Origin of the sequence: Rhodococcus sp. ARC_M12 (assembly GCF_022810385.1) — a bacterium.
GTDB lineage: Bacteria > Actinomycetota > Actinomycetes > Mycobacteriales > Mycobacteriaceae > Rhodococcoides > Rhodococcoides navarretei.
In genome coordinates, this window is the sequence record NZ_JALGQI010000022.1 from 15850 (window position 1) to 31710 (window position 15861).

Annotated in this window: 17 protein-coding genes; 8 read left to right on the forward strand and 9 right to left on the reverse strand. The window is 65.1% G+C overall.

Annotated features, from left to right (window positions below):
• Positions 1-2 precede the first annotated feature (2 nt).
• Complete coding sequence (locus MTX35_RS23335; RefSeq protein ID WP_243597204.1) at positions 3-839, forward strand: YihY/virulence factor BrkB family protein; 837 nt, start codon at positions 3-5, stop codon at positions 837-839.
• On the opposite strand, the gene MTX35_RS23340 is transcribed toward MTX35_RS23335, so the two are convergent.
• The 4 genes from MTX35_RS23340 to MTX35_RS23355 form a co-directional block, all read right to left on the reverse strand.
• Entirely contained in the window at positions 787-1611 is an 825-nt protein-coding gene (locus MTX35_RS23340; protein WP_243597205.1) for a CDP-alcohol phosphatidyltransferase family protein, read from the reverse strand. The genes MTX35_RS23335 and MTX35_RS23340 overlap by 53 nt on opposite strands.
• Before the next feature lie 11 nt (positions 1612-1622).
• Complete coding sequence (locus MTX35_RS23345) at positions 1623-1853, reverse strand: hypothetical protein (RefSeq protein WP_243597206.1); 231 nt, start codon at positions 1851-1853, stop codon at positions 1623-1625.
• An 84-nt stretch (positions 1854-1937) separates the two neighbouring features.
• A complete protein-coding gene (locus MTX35_RS26130) occupies positions 1938-4259 on the reverse strand; it encodes a glycosyltransferase (RefSeq protein ID WP_243597207.1) in 2322 nt (773 codons plus the stop codon).
• The gene (locus tag MTX35_RS23355; RefSeq protein ID WP_243597208.1) at positions 4256-5191 is read right to left on the reverse strand and encodes a WcbI family polysaccharide biosynthesis putative acetyltransferase; all 936 of its coding nucleotides are present in this window, start codon (positions 5189-5191) and stop codon (positions 4256-4258) included. The genes MTX35_RS26130 and MTX35_RS23355 overlap by 4 nt, the downstream gene beginning before the upstream one ends.
• 168 nt (positions 5192-5359) lie before the next feature.
• Between MTX35_RS23355 and MTX35_RS23360 the strand changes: the two genes are divergently transcribed.
• From MTX35_RS23360 to MTX35_RS23375, 4 genes are read left to right on the forward strand one after another with little or no spacing between them, the layout of a single operon-like run.
• On the forward strand, positions 5360-6445 hold the full coding sequence (locus MTX35_RS23360) for a glycosyltransferase (protein WP_243597209.1): 1086 nt from the start codon (positions 5360-5362) through the stop codon (positions 6443-6445).
• Positions 6442-7551, forward strand: a complete 1110-nt coding sequence (locus tag MTX35_RS23365) for a glycosyltransferase (protein ID WP_243597210.1) — start codon at positions 6442-6444, stop codon at positions 7549-7551. The genes MTX35_RS23360 and MTX35_RS23365 overlap by 4 nt, the downstream gene beginning before the upstream one ends.
• Entirely contained in the window at positions 7548-8555 is a 1008-nt protein-coding gene (locus MTX35_RS23370) for a glycosyltransferase (protein ID WP_243597211.1), read from the forward strand. Before MTX35_RS23365 ends, MTX35_RS23370 begins: the two co-directional genes overlap by 4 nt.
• Positions 8552-9394 (forward strand): glycosyltransferase family 2 protein, encoded by an 843-nt coding sequence (locus tag MTX35_RS23375; protein ID WP_243597212.1) that lies wholly within the window; start codon positions 8552-8554, stop codon positions 9392-9394. The genes MTX35_RS23370 and MTX35_RS23375 overlap by 4 nt, the downstream gene beginning before the upstream one ends.
• A 56-nt stretch (positions 9395-9450) precedes the next feature.
• On the opposite strand, the gene MTX35_RS23380 is transcribed toward MTX35_RS23375, so the two are convergent.
• On the reverse strand, positions 9451-10638 hold the full coding sequence (locus MTX35_RS23380) for a triacylglycerol lipase (protein ID WP_243597213.1): 1188 nt from the start codon (positions 10636-10638) through the stop codon (positions 9451-9453).
• Positions 10639-11015: 377 nt separating this feature from the next.
• On the opposite strand from MTX35_RS23380, the gene MTX35_RS26135 reads away from it, so the two are divergent.
• Positions 11016-12221 carry a CdaR family transcriptional regulator gene (locus tag MTX35_RS26135; RefSeq protein ID WP_243597214.1) on the forward strand — a complete coding sequence of 402 codons (1206 nt, stop codon included), beginning with the start codon at positions 11016-11018 and terminating at the stop codon, positions 12219-12221.
• Complete coding sequence (locus MTX35_RS23390; protein WP_243597215.1) at positions 12218-12946, forward strand: EAL domain-containing protein; 729 nt, start codon at positions 12218-12220, stop codon at positions 12944-12946. The genes MTX35_RS26135 and MTX35_RS23390 overlap by 4 nt, the downstream gene beginning before the upstream one ends.
• Before the next feature lie 91 nt (positions 12947-13037).
• On the opposite strand, the gene MTX35_RS23395 is transcribed toward MTX35_RS23390, so the two are convergent.
• Positions 13038-13235: a CsbD family protein gene (locus MTX35_RS23395; RefSeq protein WP_243597216.1), complete on the reverse strand. Its 198-nt coding sequence runs from the start codon at positions 13233-13235 to the stop codon at positions 13038-13040.
• A 118-nt stretch (positions 13236-13353) separates the two neighbouring features.
• Here MTX35_RS23395 and MTX35_RS23400 point away from each other — a divergent pair, with 118 nt between their 5' ends.
• The gene (locus MTX35_RS23400; protein ID WP_243597217.1) at positions 13354-13815 is read left to right on the forward strand and encodes a hypothetical protein; all 462 of its coding nucleotides are present in this window, start codon (positions 13354-13356) and stop codon (positions 13813-13815) included.
• Between the two features lie 69 nt (positions 13816-13884).
• Here MTX35_RS23400 and MTX35_RS23405 read toward each other — a convergent pair whose 3' ends face one another.
• The 3 genes from MTX35_RS23405 to MTX35_RS23415 all read right to left on the reverse strand — a co-directional run bounded on the left by MTX35_RS23405 (position 13885) and on the right by MTX35_RS23415 (position 15732).
• On the reverse strand, positions 13885-14433 hold the full coding sequence (locus MTX35_RS23405) for a Dps family protein (RefSeq protein WP_243597218.1): 549 nt from the start codon (positions 14431-14433) through the stop codon (positions 13885-13887).
• Between the two features lie 79 nt (positions 14434-14512).
• Positions 14513-15580 carry a TerC family protein gene (locus MTX35_RS23410; RefSeq protein ID WP_243597219.1) on the reverse strand — a complete coding sequence of 356 codons (1068 nt, stop codon included), beginning with the start codon at positions 15578-15580 and terminating at the stop codon, positions 14513-14515.
• Positions 15577-15732, reverse strand: coding sequence for a hypothetical protein (locus MTX35_RS23415; protein WP_183130214.1), 156 nt, complete (start codon positions 15730-15732; stop codon positions 15577-15579). Before MTX35_RS23415 ends, MTX35_RS23410 begins: the two co-directional genes overlap by 4 nt.
• Positions 15733-15861: the final 129 nt, after the last annotated feature.

Below are 15861 nucleotides of genomic sequence, written 5' to 3' on the forward strand. Positions count from 1 at the left end.
GCATGACAACGATTCGAACCCGGGTGGCCGACGCTCTCGCCGCCATCAAAGCCGGGTTTGCTCGTGAGGACACCACCCTGATAGCGGGTGGCCTGACGTTCTATGCCGTCATAGCGGTAATTCCGCTGCTGCTCCTCACCATCCGCGCCTGTGCACTATTGGTGTCGGACGAGTGGGTCCGCGGAGGGTTCGACGCGATGTCGGGGTTGCTGCCGGACGCTCTGGGGGCTCGCGCGGCGGTGGACGGATTGGCCACGGCCGGAATCGAGCTCGGCCCGGTCGGGGTCCTGATCGCCGTCTTCCCTGCGACGTTCTACGGGGAGGGCCTGCGCAGGGCGATCGTGCGGTTCGCACCGATTCGAGAATCGTTCACCGGCTGGCGCGGTCGCCTGGCAATGGTGCCGTTCTTCGCCGCCGCACCGGTACTGCTCGCGGGCGTACTCGGCGTGGCTCGATTGCTCGATGCATCGACCGGAGGCGGTAGAATCGGAGACATGGCGCTACGCGTGTTCCTCGGCTTCAATTGCCTGTGGCTCATTCTGTCGGTCCCTCTGGCGTGGACCTACCGAGTGATAGCGCCACGAGCGGTGGGCTGGCGGGCGCTCATCGTCGGATCGCTCGTCACCTCGTCCATCGTCACCGGGTTCGTCCACGGATTCATCTTGTTCCTGGCGATTCCGGTGGATCTGGGTGCACCGTTCGGCGGCCTCACCGCGATCGGCGGCGGAGTAGCAATCATGTTGTGGATGTTCGTGTTCCACATCCTGGCGCTTGCCGGCTGGCTGATCACCGCGGAATTCGATCGGCCCGACGATGCAATCCGAACATCAACTGGGTGAACCCGACCACCGCGAGCGCACACGTGACGGAAACACCGATCGTTGCCGACGTTTCGGCAGCCGCCGGTGCGGCTCCGGCAACCGTTGCCGTGACCGCAGCCGCGATCACCCGCGAAGGACGCTCCCACACCGTCAGAAAGCCGACGTCCTCGATTCCGGAACCCACCGCTCGGGCCCGGGCCATCTCGTGCAGCAACGTCGTCACGCCGACAGCCACCACCAGTGGCATCGGCGCTCCCAAAGCAAGGCCGCTCGCCACGAGGAGCAGGTCGCTGCAGCGATCGGCGACGGTGTCGAGTAGGTAGCCCCACTGGGACTGGGAGCGGCCGATCATCGCGACTCCGCCGTCGATACCGTCGAGCAGGCCGGAGACCACGATCAGCACGGCTGCGATCAGTGGGGCCGAGGTCCCCGGTCTGGACAGAGCCACTGCCGCCCCGGCCACGACAACGGCTGTGAGGGTGACGGCATGGGCAGACACGGACGCACGAACCAGGGGAGCGCTCAGCGCGTACACGATGCGAAGCCAGCCCGAGACCAACGCGGACGAGGACGGATCGATGCCGTTGTGCAGTGTCGACCAGGTCGACAGATACTCCTCGCGCGTCGCCGGCCGTACCGTCGTGACGTGTTGCTTCGCAGAACTGCGCTGATTGACCATCGAGGACCCTTGCTCGGCACCGACTGAGAGGAACTCGGCGAGCAGGTGACCGGCGACTGCACGTCGAGACTTCGAAGCGGAGTACCCGTCCACGGCGTTCTCAATCCGCACCCTCGGTGCCGTCAGTCGTCGTCGGAGTTGCTCGCTCGCCTGCGTGCCTTCAGACGCGAGATCTTGATACCCACGGCCGCGAGCACGATCAGCCATCCCGAGATCAGAACTCCGCCACCGACGAATGCCGCTCGACGCAGCGGATGTTCGTCGGCGTACACGTAACCGACTGTGCCCCAGATCAATGCAACGAAAGCGATGATCGCCATCATCCAGATCATCGAATACAGAGTTCTGTTCATCGTCCACCCGACCTTGCTCTTCCGCCGTCCCCGACGACCGCCGACATGCATTCTTTCATCAATCGCGACCGCACTGTCTTCCCATCACCAGGCCAGGTTCGGCTGTTGTTCACCGGGCGAGATCCCGAATTCGAGTCCCGTGCGGTGCACATGACCGAACAGCGATTCGGCCACGTCCTGGTGTTCACGGCCCAGCGCGCCGGCCCACCTCGCTGCGCGCGCATTCGACCGCGAACTGCGTAGCTCGACGGAGCCGATACCGCCGACGTCGACGGTCAGGCGATCGGCTCCGATCGCCAGCATTCGGCGCAGAGCCTGCTCACCGAACAGCACGAATCCGCGCACGTGCACGACGATGTGGCTGCGGCCGGCGTCGCCGGGCCTGCCCAGATGGACGCGTGGGTCGATGTCGCCCCACCGCTGCCGCAACTGCGCCGCGTCCGGCCCGGCTATCCACACCGCGCAATCTGTCTCGTGCAGAACGGATCCGACGGTGACAAGGAGCGACGCAGAGCTGTGCCCGGTCGAATCGACGACGACGACGATCTCGGGGACGGCGTAGACGAGGCCGTGAGTGCGAGCAGCAGGGTCGGTGATCCTGGAGGACAGCATCAGGGCCTCGAGATTCTTGCGTTCGCGATCTCCGCCTGTCCGCTCGGCCCATTCGGGCCCGTCGTGCCATGCGACCGCGTGGGGCAGGTGCGCCAGGACGGCACCGGCGTCGTAGGCGCGATGTGCGAAATCCCAGTCCTCTCCGCCGTATCCGACGAATGTCTCGTCGAATCCGCCGATCTCGGAGAACAGCTCACGGCTGCACGACATCACGGCGCTGATGATGTACCGGTACGAGCGCCGATCTGCGTCGAGTAGGTCGCGTGAACGGCGATACCCGTCGCGGAGCCATTGCGGCTCCGTCAATTCCGGCGGAGCGGCCGACTCACCGCGGAACCACCCCGCCACGTCCTCGGCGGACCGACCCGTCAGATCGGCGTGCCGCCGACGACCGACGGTGAGGGCATCGGGCAGGGACGCGAGCAGCCGAACCGATTCCGCGATGTACCCGGGCTCGGGAACGGTATCCGCATCCAGAAAACACAGAATCTCGCCTTCGGCGACCGAGGCACCGAGATTACGGGCCGCCGCCGCACGAAAGCCGAGATCGGGCTGCCGCACGACGGTGATGTCGAGCGCCGAACGAAAGCCGTCGACGGCCGGTGCTTCGGGGGAGCCGTCGTCGGCCACGATCACCTGAAGTCGGCAGGCCGGGTAGCTCTGCAGGGCCAGCGCGCCGAGGACGAGTTCGAGCTGGCGCTGCTGGCGAAAGTACGGGATCACCACGGACACTCGTGGATCCCGGTCCACGGTCTCGGCGAGATCCCACCGATTGCCCGGTACCACCCACCGGCCGTCGGGTAGCCGGTCTGCCGTCTTCACGCGCTGCTCGTCGAACAGTGCGCGGTACAGCGCGGCGGCCTGGCCCAGCGTGGGGTAGGTGACTACGTCGTCCCGCTGCCATGTCCTGTCGGGATGGCGGAGAGCCTCCGCCATCGCAGCGGCGAGGCCCTCGACCGAATTTTCGTGAATCCACAGTGCCCCGGGAGAATTGGTCTCCATCTCTTCCACGTACCGTCCACGGGGGACGAGTGGGCGACGGCCTGCCGCGATCCAGGAATTGATCGAACCCGATGCCGATACGTGGCGATGGAACGCGACGGGAACTGCAACGGATCGAAGGACCTCGTCCAGCTCGTCGTCGGGGACGAAGCCGGTCGACACGAACGATCGGTCGAGTTGATCTGCAGTACAAGCGAGTTCGCCGATCATGGATTCGTGGCCCGGTGACGCGGACCCGATCGACAGAAAGTCGACGTCGCTGTCCAGCGACGTCATGGCACCGAGTACCTCCTCGTGGCCCTTGCCCGGATAGACGAACCCGAGAACGCCGACGACTCGTCGAGGTGCGACGCGGTCCTCCATCGGCGGTGCCGTGCGTCCGATCGGCAGCGGAATCACCCGCACATCGTGTTGCAGAGCCACGACGTCCTCGAGCAGCATTCGCTCGTGCATGCTGGAGACGACGACGGCAGCGGCGCAGTCGATCACCCGCCGGTAGCAGTCCGTACGCACCTCGAAGGCATGGCCGTCCGATGGTTGCGGTACATCGTGCACCGTGACGGTGACCGGCGCGCGGTGCCGCCGTGCGAAGTCGACGAACGCATCCGCGGCCTCCGTCGCGGTGCGGCCGAACAGCCTGTCGGTGAAGTGCACGTGGATCGGCGCATCGAGGGGGACCTGCTCGATATCGGAGATCACCGGATTCGCTGTTGCAGCGGCCAACTCGCGCGCACAACGCACCACCCCATGTTCGGGTGGGCCGAGGGCGAGGTGCAGAGTAGGCCGGCTCACGGTGCCAGCTCCAGTGTTCGGATCAGTTCTGCATGACGTTCCAGCGCGGCACCGATGAATTCGGGACGTTCGGCGTACCAGAGCAGGTGAGCGCGGTGAACGGAATCCGGCGACAGAGGATTGCCGTCGACCGACCAATTCGCACGCGGCTCGCCGTCCAGGCCGAGTGCGTCCAGCACTCGTCGCTCGACCGGCGCACGAACACCTCCGAGCAATTCGCGCCCCGGATCTCGGACCGTACTACCGGTTCCCAGGTGATCGAGTATCCGCTGGGCCAGAGCAGTGAGCACCGTGTTGGTCGCATGGTTGATCGTGTGGGTGGCGTTGCTCCCGGCTGCGCTGAACAGGTCGGACGCAGCGATGTCGGTGTCCCGGCTCTCGCGTCGCCGCAACTCGTCGAGGCTCGACTCGGCTGCCTGTCGAAGACCGTCGTCCGAGACCGATCGATCCCAGTCCTCATGGCTGCCGAGGCCGCGACGAGCGGCCAGGATGGTGCGTAAGTCGTGGTAGGGCACCGTGTTCGGGACTGCGGACGGGTCGCTCGGATGTCGAACGATGACCTGAAAGGGATGCAGTGCCGCGTATCTCAGCACCGGCCAGCGGATGACTGTGGCGTCGGGTGGGAGCGCTTCGGTGAGATCGGGCACCCCCAGCGGCAGTGCACGATAGCCGGCTCGAACCGGTTGGCTGAGTAGCACCGACGTCCGGCGCACGAGTCGGTCGACGTGTACCAGGTCCGAGGACTCGAGCTCGTGCACGGGGGGAATCCGCACAGTCCGCAGCGGCATGGACGGATCGGAACCGAGAAGGATGCGAAGTGCCTCGGCCTGGCAATTTCCCCAGACGAGCAGGAGGGGTCTGTCGTCGTCTGATCGACCCGGATCGTGCGCTGCTGCGTAGAAATCGCCGTAGTGGCGGGTGCGACCGTCCATGCTTGCCCCGACGTCGTGTGCGTGTTGATGGTGGACCGTTCACTCGTCAACGTAGACCCGGTGAACCTGCTGCGCCAACCCCGATTGAACCCCGGCACAAGTGGGTACAGGCCACGTATCGCGTGTCGGGACCAGGCACGATCGTCCTGCCCGTACCCGAAGGAATTCATGATTCGCGTCGCATCGGTTCCGTCCTCGCATGCCTACGTCCAACACCTCCTACCCGTCCGCTCCGGCTCCGAGCGCGAGCCGCTGTCCGCCGGATCGGTGCAGCTGCTTCCTGATCCAGCACCCGTCCGGGTCGACGTACCCGGGCAGTGGTGGCCACCCCGACTGCTCGATGCCCGGTGGCTCGCCGAACAGACCGACGTGCACTTCGATGTTCTGCACGTGCATTTCGGATTCGAGTCCTTCGCGCCGGAGGAACTCACGCGCACCGTCGACCATCTGCACGGCCGCCGCCTGCCCTTGGTACTGACGGTCCACGATCTGCACAACCCTCATTTCACGGACAACGTGCAGCATCTGAGGCAACTCGACGTACTCGTGCGGGCAGCCGATGCCGTGATCACCCTGACTTCGGGTGCGGCCGCCTGGATCCACGATCGGTGGGGCGTTCGATCCACGGTGGTGGGACATCCGCATGTCGTGCCCCTCGATCGAATGGATCGCCCGCGCCCGCCGTCGGAGTCGTTCGTCATCGGTGTCCACGCCAAGAACCTGCGGTCCAACATGGACCCGTTGGCCGTGATGGATGCGGTCGTCGAGGCCGCACGTTCGCTACCCGACGCAACCGTCCGGTTGGACATCGACGAGGACGTCTTCGAACACTCCAGCCACTGGTACAACCCCACCATCGGCGCGAAGTTGCTGGACTACACCAGCTTTCCCGACGTGGACGTACGCGTGCACGGACGGTTCGACGACGACGCGCTGTGGGACTACCTGTCGGCGATCGATGTGTCGGTGCTTCCGTATCGCTTCGGAACGCATTCCGGCTGGCTGGAGGCCTGCCGCGATCTCGGAACGGCCGTTGTTGCGTCGGACTGCGGATACTACGCGGACCAGGCTCGGGTACACAGCTTCCGAATGGGGGTCGACTCGTTCGATCCCGCCACCCTCGTCGCTGCACTGCGCGCATCGCACGCAGATCGCACTCCGGCCGTCGACTCCGGCACCAGAGCCCAACAGCGGCAACGAATTGCAGAAACCCATGCAGAGATCTATCGAGCAGTGATCAAGGAGATGCGTTGAACGAGAAGCCACTTCGCATCGCGGTGCTGGCGTCATCGAGTTTTCCGGTGGCACAGCCTTTCGCGGGCGGTCTGGAGGCACATGTCTACAACCTGGTGCGGGCACTCACCGAGCGCGGGCATCAGGTGAGTCTGTTCGCTGCGGACGGGTCGAGTGTCGATCTGGATGCGACGCTGCTACCGGTGCGAACGTTGGACCTGACGCCGATTTCGATCGCGGACGTCGCGATCACTCCCACCGCGATCCGCGAGCATCATGCGTATCTGGCGGTGATGATGGAGCTCGCCGGGACGATGTCTCGGTCCTTCGACATCGTGCACAACCACAGCCTGCACTATCTGCCGCTCGCCATGTCGTCGACGCTGTCCGTGCCGATGGTGACGACACTGCACACACCGCCGTTCGCGTGGCTCGAGTCCGCCGTCGCGTTGGCCCCGCCCGGTGCCAATACGTTTGCCGCGGTCAGTGAATTCGCTGCCTCGCAATGGGCGGATGTCACCACCGGAACAGTCGTGGTTCGCAACGGAATTTCGTTGGAGGAGTGGCCGTTCGGTGTCGGCGGCGACTACGTGGTGTGGTCGGGTCGGGTCGTTCCGGAGAAAGGACTGCACCTGGCCATCGCGGCTGCGAAGGAAGCAGGACGTTCGCTGCGTATCGCCGGACCGCTGAGCAATCTCGACTACTTTCACGAGTTCGTCGAGCCGATGCTCGACGAGAACATCCGTTATGTCGGGCACCTCGATCAGCCCGCGCTTGCGGCGTTGGTGGCCGGTGCCGAGGTAGCGCTCGTCTCACCGGTCTGGTCCGAGCCGTACGGCCTGGTGGTGGCGGAAGCACTGGCGTGCGGGACTCCCGTCGCTGCGTTCGCCAGGGGTGGGATTCCGGAGATCGTCGATGCCTCGTCGGGAGTGCTGGTTGCGGCCGACGACGTACACGGGCTGGCCGCAGCGATTCCCGAGGCGGCGGCGCTGAAGAGATCCGACGTTCGTGCGCGGGCGGAGAAGGTGTGCTCCATGCACCGCATGGTGGACGAGTACGAGGCGCTATACCGCTCCACATTGGCCGCCGCTGCCGACCCGATCGAGGATCGGCTCGCGATCGCATGATCGGCTACTACGCGCACCACCACGGGGTCGGCCACATCACGCGCTCCGACGCCATCGCTCGGTCGATGGCCGAGCCGATGACAGTGCTGTCCTCGCGGTCTCGACCGGCAGGGCATGCGGCGGCCGAGTGGATCACTCTGCCTCTCGATGTCGACGAGGACTCGGACAATGCTTCTCCAGCGGATCCTTCCGCTGGAGGTGTACTGCACTGGGCTCCGCACGACGTGGACGGACTGACCGAACGGATGGCGATCATCGCGGAGTGGGTGGCTCGCGAGCGCCCGCGGGCGGTGGTGGTCGACGTTTCGGTGGAAGTGGCGATGTTCCTGCGGCTCATGGGAGTTCGCGTCGTCGTGATGGCGGTGCCGGGAGAGAGGGCGGATCCGGTCCACAGCCTCGCGTACCGGTCGGCAACGCGCATCGTCGCGCCGTGGTCGCAGCAGGTCTACGACCCGGCCTGGCTGCATCCCTACAGCGAGAAGACCACCTACGCGGGCTCGATCAGTCGATTCGCCGGACGTGAGCGAACCGCGGGAAACGCCGACCCCACCGTGGTGGTGCTGGGTGCTGCCGGTGGTACGTCGCTGACCGACGATCTGGTGGACTCGTGGTCGGCGGTGGATCCTCGCTTCCGGTTCCGCGCACTCGGCGTCGCAGGCGGCGACTGGGTGGACGACGTCTGGCCGGTGTTGTGCTCGGCAGCACTCGTCGTCACGCACGCCGGGCAGAATGCCATCGCCGACGTCGCCGCGTCCGGCGCGCCCGCCATCGTGGTGCCGCAGGCTCGACCCTTCGACGAGCAGTCGGCCACCGGACGGGCCCTGGCCGACGGTGCGGTGGCAGAAGTGCTCGATACATGGCCGTCCGTCGCGCGATGGCACGCGGCGGCGGACCGCGCCCTCGAGCTCGGTGGACGACGCTGGTCCGCCCTGCGCACCGACGGCGCTCCCGCCCGCGCCGCCCGGGCGATCGAGCAGGCCGCACCTCGAACGGTGCGACAGTGAAGATCGTCGTCGTCACCGTGGTGTCGGGTCGCCACGCACACTTGGCCGCGCAGGTGCGCGGTCTGAACGACTCGACCGGGGGACCGGTCGAGCACATCGTCGTCTCGATGGGCGACACCGCGATCGTCGATGTGCTCGCTCGCTCGGGTTCGACGGCAACGTGCATCGAGATGCCCCAGCAGCACCCGTTGCCGTTGGCTCGGGCCCGCAACCTGGGCGCGGCCGCGGCACTGGATCGTGGTGGGGAGTTGCTGGTGTTCCTCGATGTGGACTGCATCCCCGGCCCGGAGATGATCGAGAGATACCGGTGCGCGGCAACGTTGCCCGACAACGAGCGTGTGCTGCTCTGCGGCCCGGTGACGTACCTGAAAGAGAAGGACCTCGGCGCCGAGGGTGAGACGCTGACGTTGCTGACTGCGCCGCACCGAGCGCGGCCCGACCCGCCGGCGAACACCGTGGAGCGCGGAGACAACTTCGACCTGTTCTGGTCCCTGTCCTTCGCGATCGGTGCGGCGAATTGGCTCGAACTCGGTGGCTTCTGCGAGGACTACACCGGCTACGGCGGTGAGGACACCGATTTCGCGGCCACCGCGGAGGCGTCGGGCATGGGGTTGCGGTGGGTCGGCGGGGCGCACGCGTATCACCAGTTCCACCCCGTCTCCGATCCTCCGGTGGAACATCTCGACGACATCGTCGCCAATGCACGCACGTTCTACGATCGATGGGGCCGGTGGCCCATGATCGGTTGGCTGGATGCCTTCGCCGCGCGCGGACTCGTGGAGTTCGACGGCACCGAGCTTCGTCGCTCGCGTCCGACGAGCGTGGATCGACGGCAATGAGGGCGATCGGCGTCGACGGCCGATCGCCCTCATCGGGGGTTGAGCCCTACCGATGGCTATCCGCCGGTGATGGGTGAGTTGTACGCACACGGGATCGACTTCGTGGGGAAGCCCTTCGGATCCAGTGCATTCTTCACGATGCCGATCGCGCGTAGCGAGACCGAAATCGACAGGTGATCGGACAGATCGATTCCGCAGCCGTCCTGCAGGGTGACGTTGTTGACCGTGGCACCGGGACCCGCGGTGAGGAACGTCGTCTTGTACGGGGTGACGACCTCGTCGTACTTGGTGCCGATCACGGTGTATTTGATGCCGGGGTCGGTGTCACCGCCCACAGCCAGTCCCTTGACCAGTGGAGAGTCGATGACCTGGTCCGAGGCCGCGGGGCCCGCGATGGCACCGACGACGCCCAGCACGTTCAGGCCCAGGTTGTTGATGGTGCGACCCAGAGTGCCGATTCCGACGAGAGTCGTGCCGTGGTTCGAGCCGGCGACGCTGACGACGGTGTTCACCTTGTTCTTGGTGGGATCGGCCGGGTTGGCGCCGCCCTCGAAACGCAGGTACTGGCGGGTGACGAGGCCACCCTGCGAGTGACCGACGATGTCGACCTGAGCGGAGCCGGTAGCGGCCCGCACTGCGTCGATGTAGGTAGCGATCTCCTTGGCGCTCGAGGCAACGGAGTCCGTGCCGCGCAGTGACTTGATCTGACCGACGGCACTCGAATCGGTGTCACCGTAGTTCAGTGCGAAGACGCAGTACCCTTCCTTCTTCAAGGCAGGCGACATACGCGCGAAGTTGTTGAACGCGTTCTCCCAGGTGCCGTGCAGCAGCACGACCGGCCGCGGATGCGCAGCGGACGGCTTGCAGTTCCAGTCGTTGGCACCCTGCGGTGCCACGTTCGGATTGACGACGCTGTACAGGAAGCCAGCGAGGAAGTTCGTGAATGCCGGGCCGTACCCCTTCGTCTCGGCCTGTGGATCGTAGGTGCTGGTCGCAGGAGCTGCGGAATCGATACTCGGGGGAACGATGCCCTGGTCTGCGGCCTTGGGTGACGCCTCGGTCGGTGCGGGCGGGATGACGTCGTCGCCCTGCACGGTGGCGGGCGGGGCGGGCGCGGTCGTGGGCTGAGCGTGGGCTGCAACACCGGAACCGAGGGCAAGCGAGCACGCCATTGCCGCGATCACTGCAGCGCGCACCGTGGTGGCCTTCCGCGTTGCGCGGAAGGTGGACCGAGAAGTGGTCATGAAGGCTGACTTTCGACGAAGGTTGTTGGACAAGGCGGAACAGTAGGCGGCAATTTCGGCCGATTGTGGGCTCCGATCGGGCGTTTGGAATCTGCCCGTAACCGACACGTCATCGGTGAGGGAGCGTCACAAGTGACGCAGGCCCGGCCGAATCAGGATGAAGTGCCGGATATGTTGACCAAAACAATCCCAAGGTTTTATTTTTGTTCTATTGTTCGATGACCACGTTCACTCCGGTGCCGATCGGTGTGGATGTGGGTGTCGAACGTCGAGACCGTGCACGGTGTGCGAGAGATCGGTCCGACTCGACAACAGACCAGAAGTAGCTGTCGAATTCGGGGGGTGGGGTCGGGGTGACGGCAACAGGGAGCGTGCACGTGCCGCAGGAGGAATACGTCAACGGGCGGCGTGCCTCCGACCGTCTGCGGACGCCGCGGGAGACTGCCGCGCGGATGTTGGATCAGTACATCGGCGAACCCGAGGACACGCCACCGCCGCGCGAGTGCGCCCGCGGTGAACTCGACGACATGGCAACGACCTGTTGCCAATTGGCAACAGGGGTGATCGAGTCGGGTCGACTGCCGACACCCGGTGCGTTGGACGTATTTCGCGATGCCGCCACGCGATGGGCTCGCGACGGTGTGCCGCTCGGACGCATCCAGCACGCGATCAGCGACGGTTGTGTGTCGGGGGTGCGCACTGCACCACGTTCGGTCGACGGGGCCGTCCTGGTCATGGAACTGTTGGACGTCCTGACCGAGGCCGTCTCCGATGCATATCTGGCGGAGTTCCGAACGTTGACTCAGAGCGGTCCCCGGCACGATGCGGAACTGCTCGACGCGCTGCTGACCGGAGACGGGACCGCTCGTAAGATCGCCGATCGCATGGGAGCGCTGCTCGCCGAGGACTATCACGTTGTCGCTCTGCACTTCCCGGCTCACGCAGAGGAAGGCGGACGCCGAATCGACGCCACGATGATGGCAGCGCGAAAGCTCCGCAGGATCCACGCTGCGCTGGCAACGGTCGACGCGGCCTGCACTCCCATCGCGTCCCTCAGCCCCACCGGCGGAACCGTGCTGCTGCCCGACGTCCCCGGTGTCGACGTCGGTGACCTCGTCGGTCGACTCGCCGAAGCGGGTGAGGTTGCAGTGACTGCGACAACCGGATCGGCCTCCATCGACGACGTCGCCTCGACTGCGCCTCACCTGTACGAACTTCTGAGCCTCGTACGCCGGCTGCGGTACGCCCCCGGGACCTACGAGATTTCGGATCTGGTGTTCGAGTACCAGGTGAGCAGGCCGGGTCTGGGCCGCAAACACCTTGTGACACTGATCGATCCGCTCCGCGACTCGGTCGATCTGTTGCCCACGCTGCAAGCGTTCGTCGACTCGGATTCCAACCGAAAGAAAACGGCCACCTGGCTGACGGTGCACCCCAACACCGTCGACTACCGCTTGAAGCGAGTCGAACAGCTCACCGGGCTCGATCCGATGAAGCCGTCCGGGCTCAGACGGTTGCATGCTGCCTTGATCGCCGACCGCCTGGAGGCACGTCGTGTTCCGGTGGGCGAGCGATCACTGTGACCGTGTCGGACGGCGCGGTGCTCGCAGCATCGGCGGCGCTCGATTCGGTGGAGTCCGTGGCTGCGATGTTCCAGCCGGTCGTCGAACTGTCCACAGGAACAGTCGTCGGATACGAGGCCCTGGCGAGGTGGCCCTCGCCGAGCCTCGCTCTACCCGAAGACGTGTTCGCTCTCGCTCGAGAACGCGGCATGGTGGGTCGCGTCGACGTCGCGTGCCGGGCGGCGGCGCTCCGGGCGGCGCGCGAGCGCTCGTACTCGCGTCGGGTTCGCTTCTTTCTCAACATCGAGCCGGGGTGCTTCGTCGACGAACGCGATGTCGACACCCACCTCGATGCGATCGGCGACGATCTGGACGTCGTCCTCGAAATCACCGAGAGAGATCTCGACCGAAACGTTCCGATGTTGATGGCGCTGGTTCGAGGAGCGCGGGCCCGCGGAATGGCGGTAGCCATGGACGACGTCGGTGCGACGCCTGCGACGTTGCATCTGTTGGCTTCGGTCGCGCCGGACATCGTCAAACTCGACGCGTCGATCGTCCGGTCACCGTATCGGTCGCGCGCCGCGATGAGGCAGGTGCGCGACTACGTCCGGTCCAGCGACGCAGTTCTGTTGGCCGAGGGAATCGAAACCACCAGGCATCTGCGTCGTGCAACGGCCTTGGGAGCAACGCTCGGTCAGGGCTGGATGTTCGGCCGCCCGATGCCTCTGCCGAATCCATCGGTCTGACCGTTCGGCCGGGAACCGACAACGACGAACCCCGCACCCTCGACGGCCTGTGGGCCGGGGTGCGGGGTTCGGATGCTTCCGATTCGGAAGATCAGTTCGTGAACTTGTCCTTGATGTTGCCTGCGGCGTCCGAGACGTCGTCGCCGACCTGCTTGGTCTTGCCCGACGCCTGATCCGTTGCGCCCTCGGCAGCAAGATCGTCGTTGTCGGTCTTGTGGCCGATCTTTTCCTTGGCTTCGCCCACGAGCTCTTCTGCCTTGTGCTTTGCCTTGTCGATGAAATCAGCCATGTGAACTCCTCGAAATCGATTGTTCGTTCCGTGCCCGAGAGCTATACCCGCGATCGGACACAGTAATCATGGGTGGACCGTGCGGATTGTGCCGACGTGATCCGGGTAACCGGGACCCATGGATTCAGAGACCGACAACCCGTCCGCCCCAGACATGCAGTCGCCCGAGCATCGGCGCCCGAGTGGTGTGGACGACGCGACCGTTGCTGCGGCGGGGAAACTGTCCGAGGCACTCGAATGCGTCGAGCGTGCCCGGGGCCACCTCTATTCGTTTCATCAATTGATGGGGCACTCCGACCTGCTGTTGGGAGAGGCTGTGGACGCGCTCGCCGATGCCGGCCACGCCACGATCTCGCAGCGTATCGACGCGGACATGATCGGCCGCAACATCGCGCCGGGACGCTGGACGTTTCAGCTCGTCGAGGAATTCGACGACGGCTATTGGGGTCCGCTTCGCGAACATGACCGGGCGGTGCGAGACGAGCTGATGGATGGGCGTCGCCACGTATTCGAGGCCGAGATGAAGGAACGGCGTCGGACCCACGGACGCAGCGGGCACGAGGCGAGACCGGCCGACTGACGCCGATCGGACAAAGAAAAGCACCGATCTCGCCGGCGAACGGCGAGATCGGTGCTTTGCGGTGAGTCTCTAGCCTGCCTTTTGCGCGGCGTCGACCTCACTGGATGCGTTCGCGGTGGAGAGCTGGCCGCCCGAGTTCTCCAGGTGTGCCCGCACGAACCAGTGGAAGAGTTCGAGCTGCGCACTCTGTCCGATGAGCATGTCCTCGGTGACGGGGTCGATCTCGCCGACCTCTTCGATGTTCTTGCGAGTGGTCTCGATGACTCCGGTGTAGACGAGGTCGAGTGCTCCGAGGTGCTCGATGGCCGTCGCGCGACCGATCGAGTAGTCGTCCCAGCTGCGCTCGGAGACGATGGTGCCCGGTGTGCCCTTTGCCGAGGAGCCGAGGGTCGCGATGCGCTCGGCGACGTCGTCCGCGAAACCGCGAACCGCTTCGACCTGAGGATCGAGCATCTCGTGAACCGAGATGAAGTTGGGTCCGACGACATTCCAGTGAATGTGCTTGAGAGTCAGATGAAGATCGTTGTAGGCGTTCAGTCGATCCTGAAGGATCGCGGCGACGCGCGCGCCCACTTCCGAGGTGAGTCCGGGAACGGTGTACGAGTTCTTTTCAGCCATGTGCATGGTTTGCCCCATCCCCCCGGAACACAAACATGCCCCGCCGAATCGAATTCGGCGGGGCACGAGTGGTGAGCGGCTAGGACTTGTCGAGTCGCGTTGAATCCGTGCCCGACGTTCCGGTCGTCGAGGTGCCGGCCGAGGAGGTTCCGTCCGTCGGCTCGACGATCGGGCTGTCGGCAGCGACTTCGGCGATCACGTCCGCACTGTCCTCCTCCGGAGGATTCTTCAGGCTCAGGATGATCGAGCCTGCCAGGACCACGATGATGACCACCAGGCTGACCAGCGAGGGGATCTCGGGGATCGACGTGCTGATCACCTTGTGTCCGGCCTGGAGGATCAGCTTGACGCCGATGAAGGCGAGGATGATCGCCAGTCCCTTGGACAGGTAGTGGAACTTCTCGAGCAACCCTGCGAGCAGGAAGTACAGCGCGCGAAGGCCGAGGATGGCGAACGCGTTCGAGGAGTAGACGATGAACGGGTCGTCGGTCACGGCGAGGACGGCGGGAACGCTGTCGACGGCGAACACCAGGTCGGCGGCTTCGATTGCGACCACGACGGCGAGAAGTGGCGTGGCCACCCGCTTGCCGGCTTCCTTGACGAAGAACTTGGTACCGGAGTACTCGTCTTGGACCGGGATGATCTTGCGCAGCAAACGAACCGCGATCGAGTTGCCCGGGTCGTACGACTCCTCCTCGTCCTTCATCAGCTTGTAGGCGCTGTAGAGCAGGATGGCCGCGAAGACGAACAGAACGGCAGCGAACTTGCTGACGATGGCCACACCTGCAGCCAGGAAGATCGCGCGGAAGACCAGGGCACCGATCACACCGAAGAACAGCACGCGGTGCTGATACTCACGGGGAACCTTGAAGTAACCGAAGATCAGTGCGAAGACGAACAGATTGTCGACGGACAGACTCTTCTCGAGCAACCAGGCCGTCGTGTATTCGACTCCCGCCGTGGTTCCCAAGGTGAAGAACACCACGATGCCGAAGATGATGGCCACGCCGACCCACAGTGCGCTCCACCATGCGGCTTCCTTGAAACCGATGATGTGGGCACCGCGGTGCGCCAGCAGGTCGATGGCCAACAGGATGAGGACGACGGCACCGAATGCCGCCCATGCCCACCACGGGACGACGTTCATGAACGGCCACCTCTACTCGTGAATTTGCTGCCGAGTTGCTTCAACTTCGCCTGATTCTCGGGCTTGGTCGCGTACCGACGCGCCTGGTCGATCATCTTCTTGCCCTGTGGGCTGCGAGCGAACGATGTCAACTTCTGTGTCAACGACGCCATCTGTCACACGCTCCTTTTCGTTCTCGTCTGTCTTCGTCTTACCGGTGTTCCGGCCGTGCGTTCGGGCCTCGGCGGAAAACTTCGGGTCATTCCGCAACTACTCCAGTGTGACTGTTCGCTTTCCTGCAG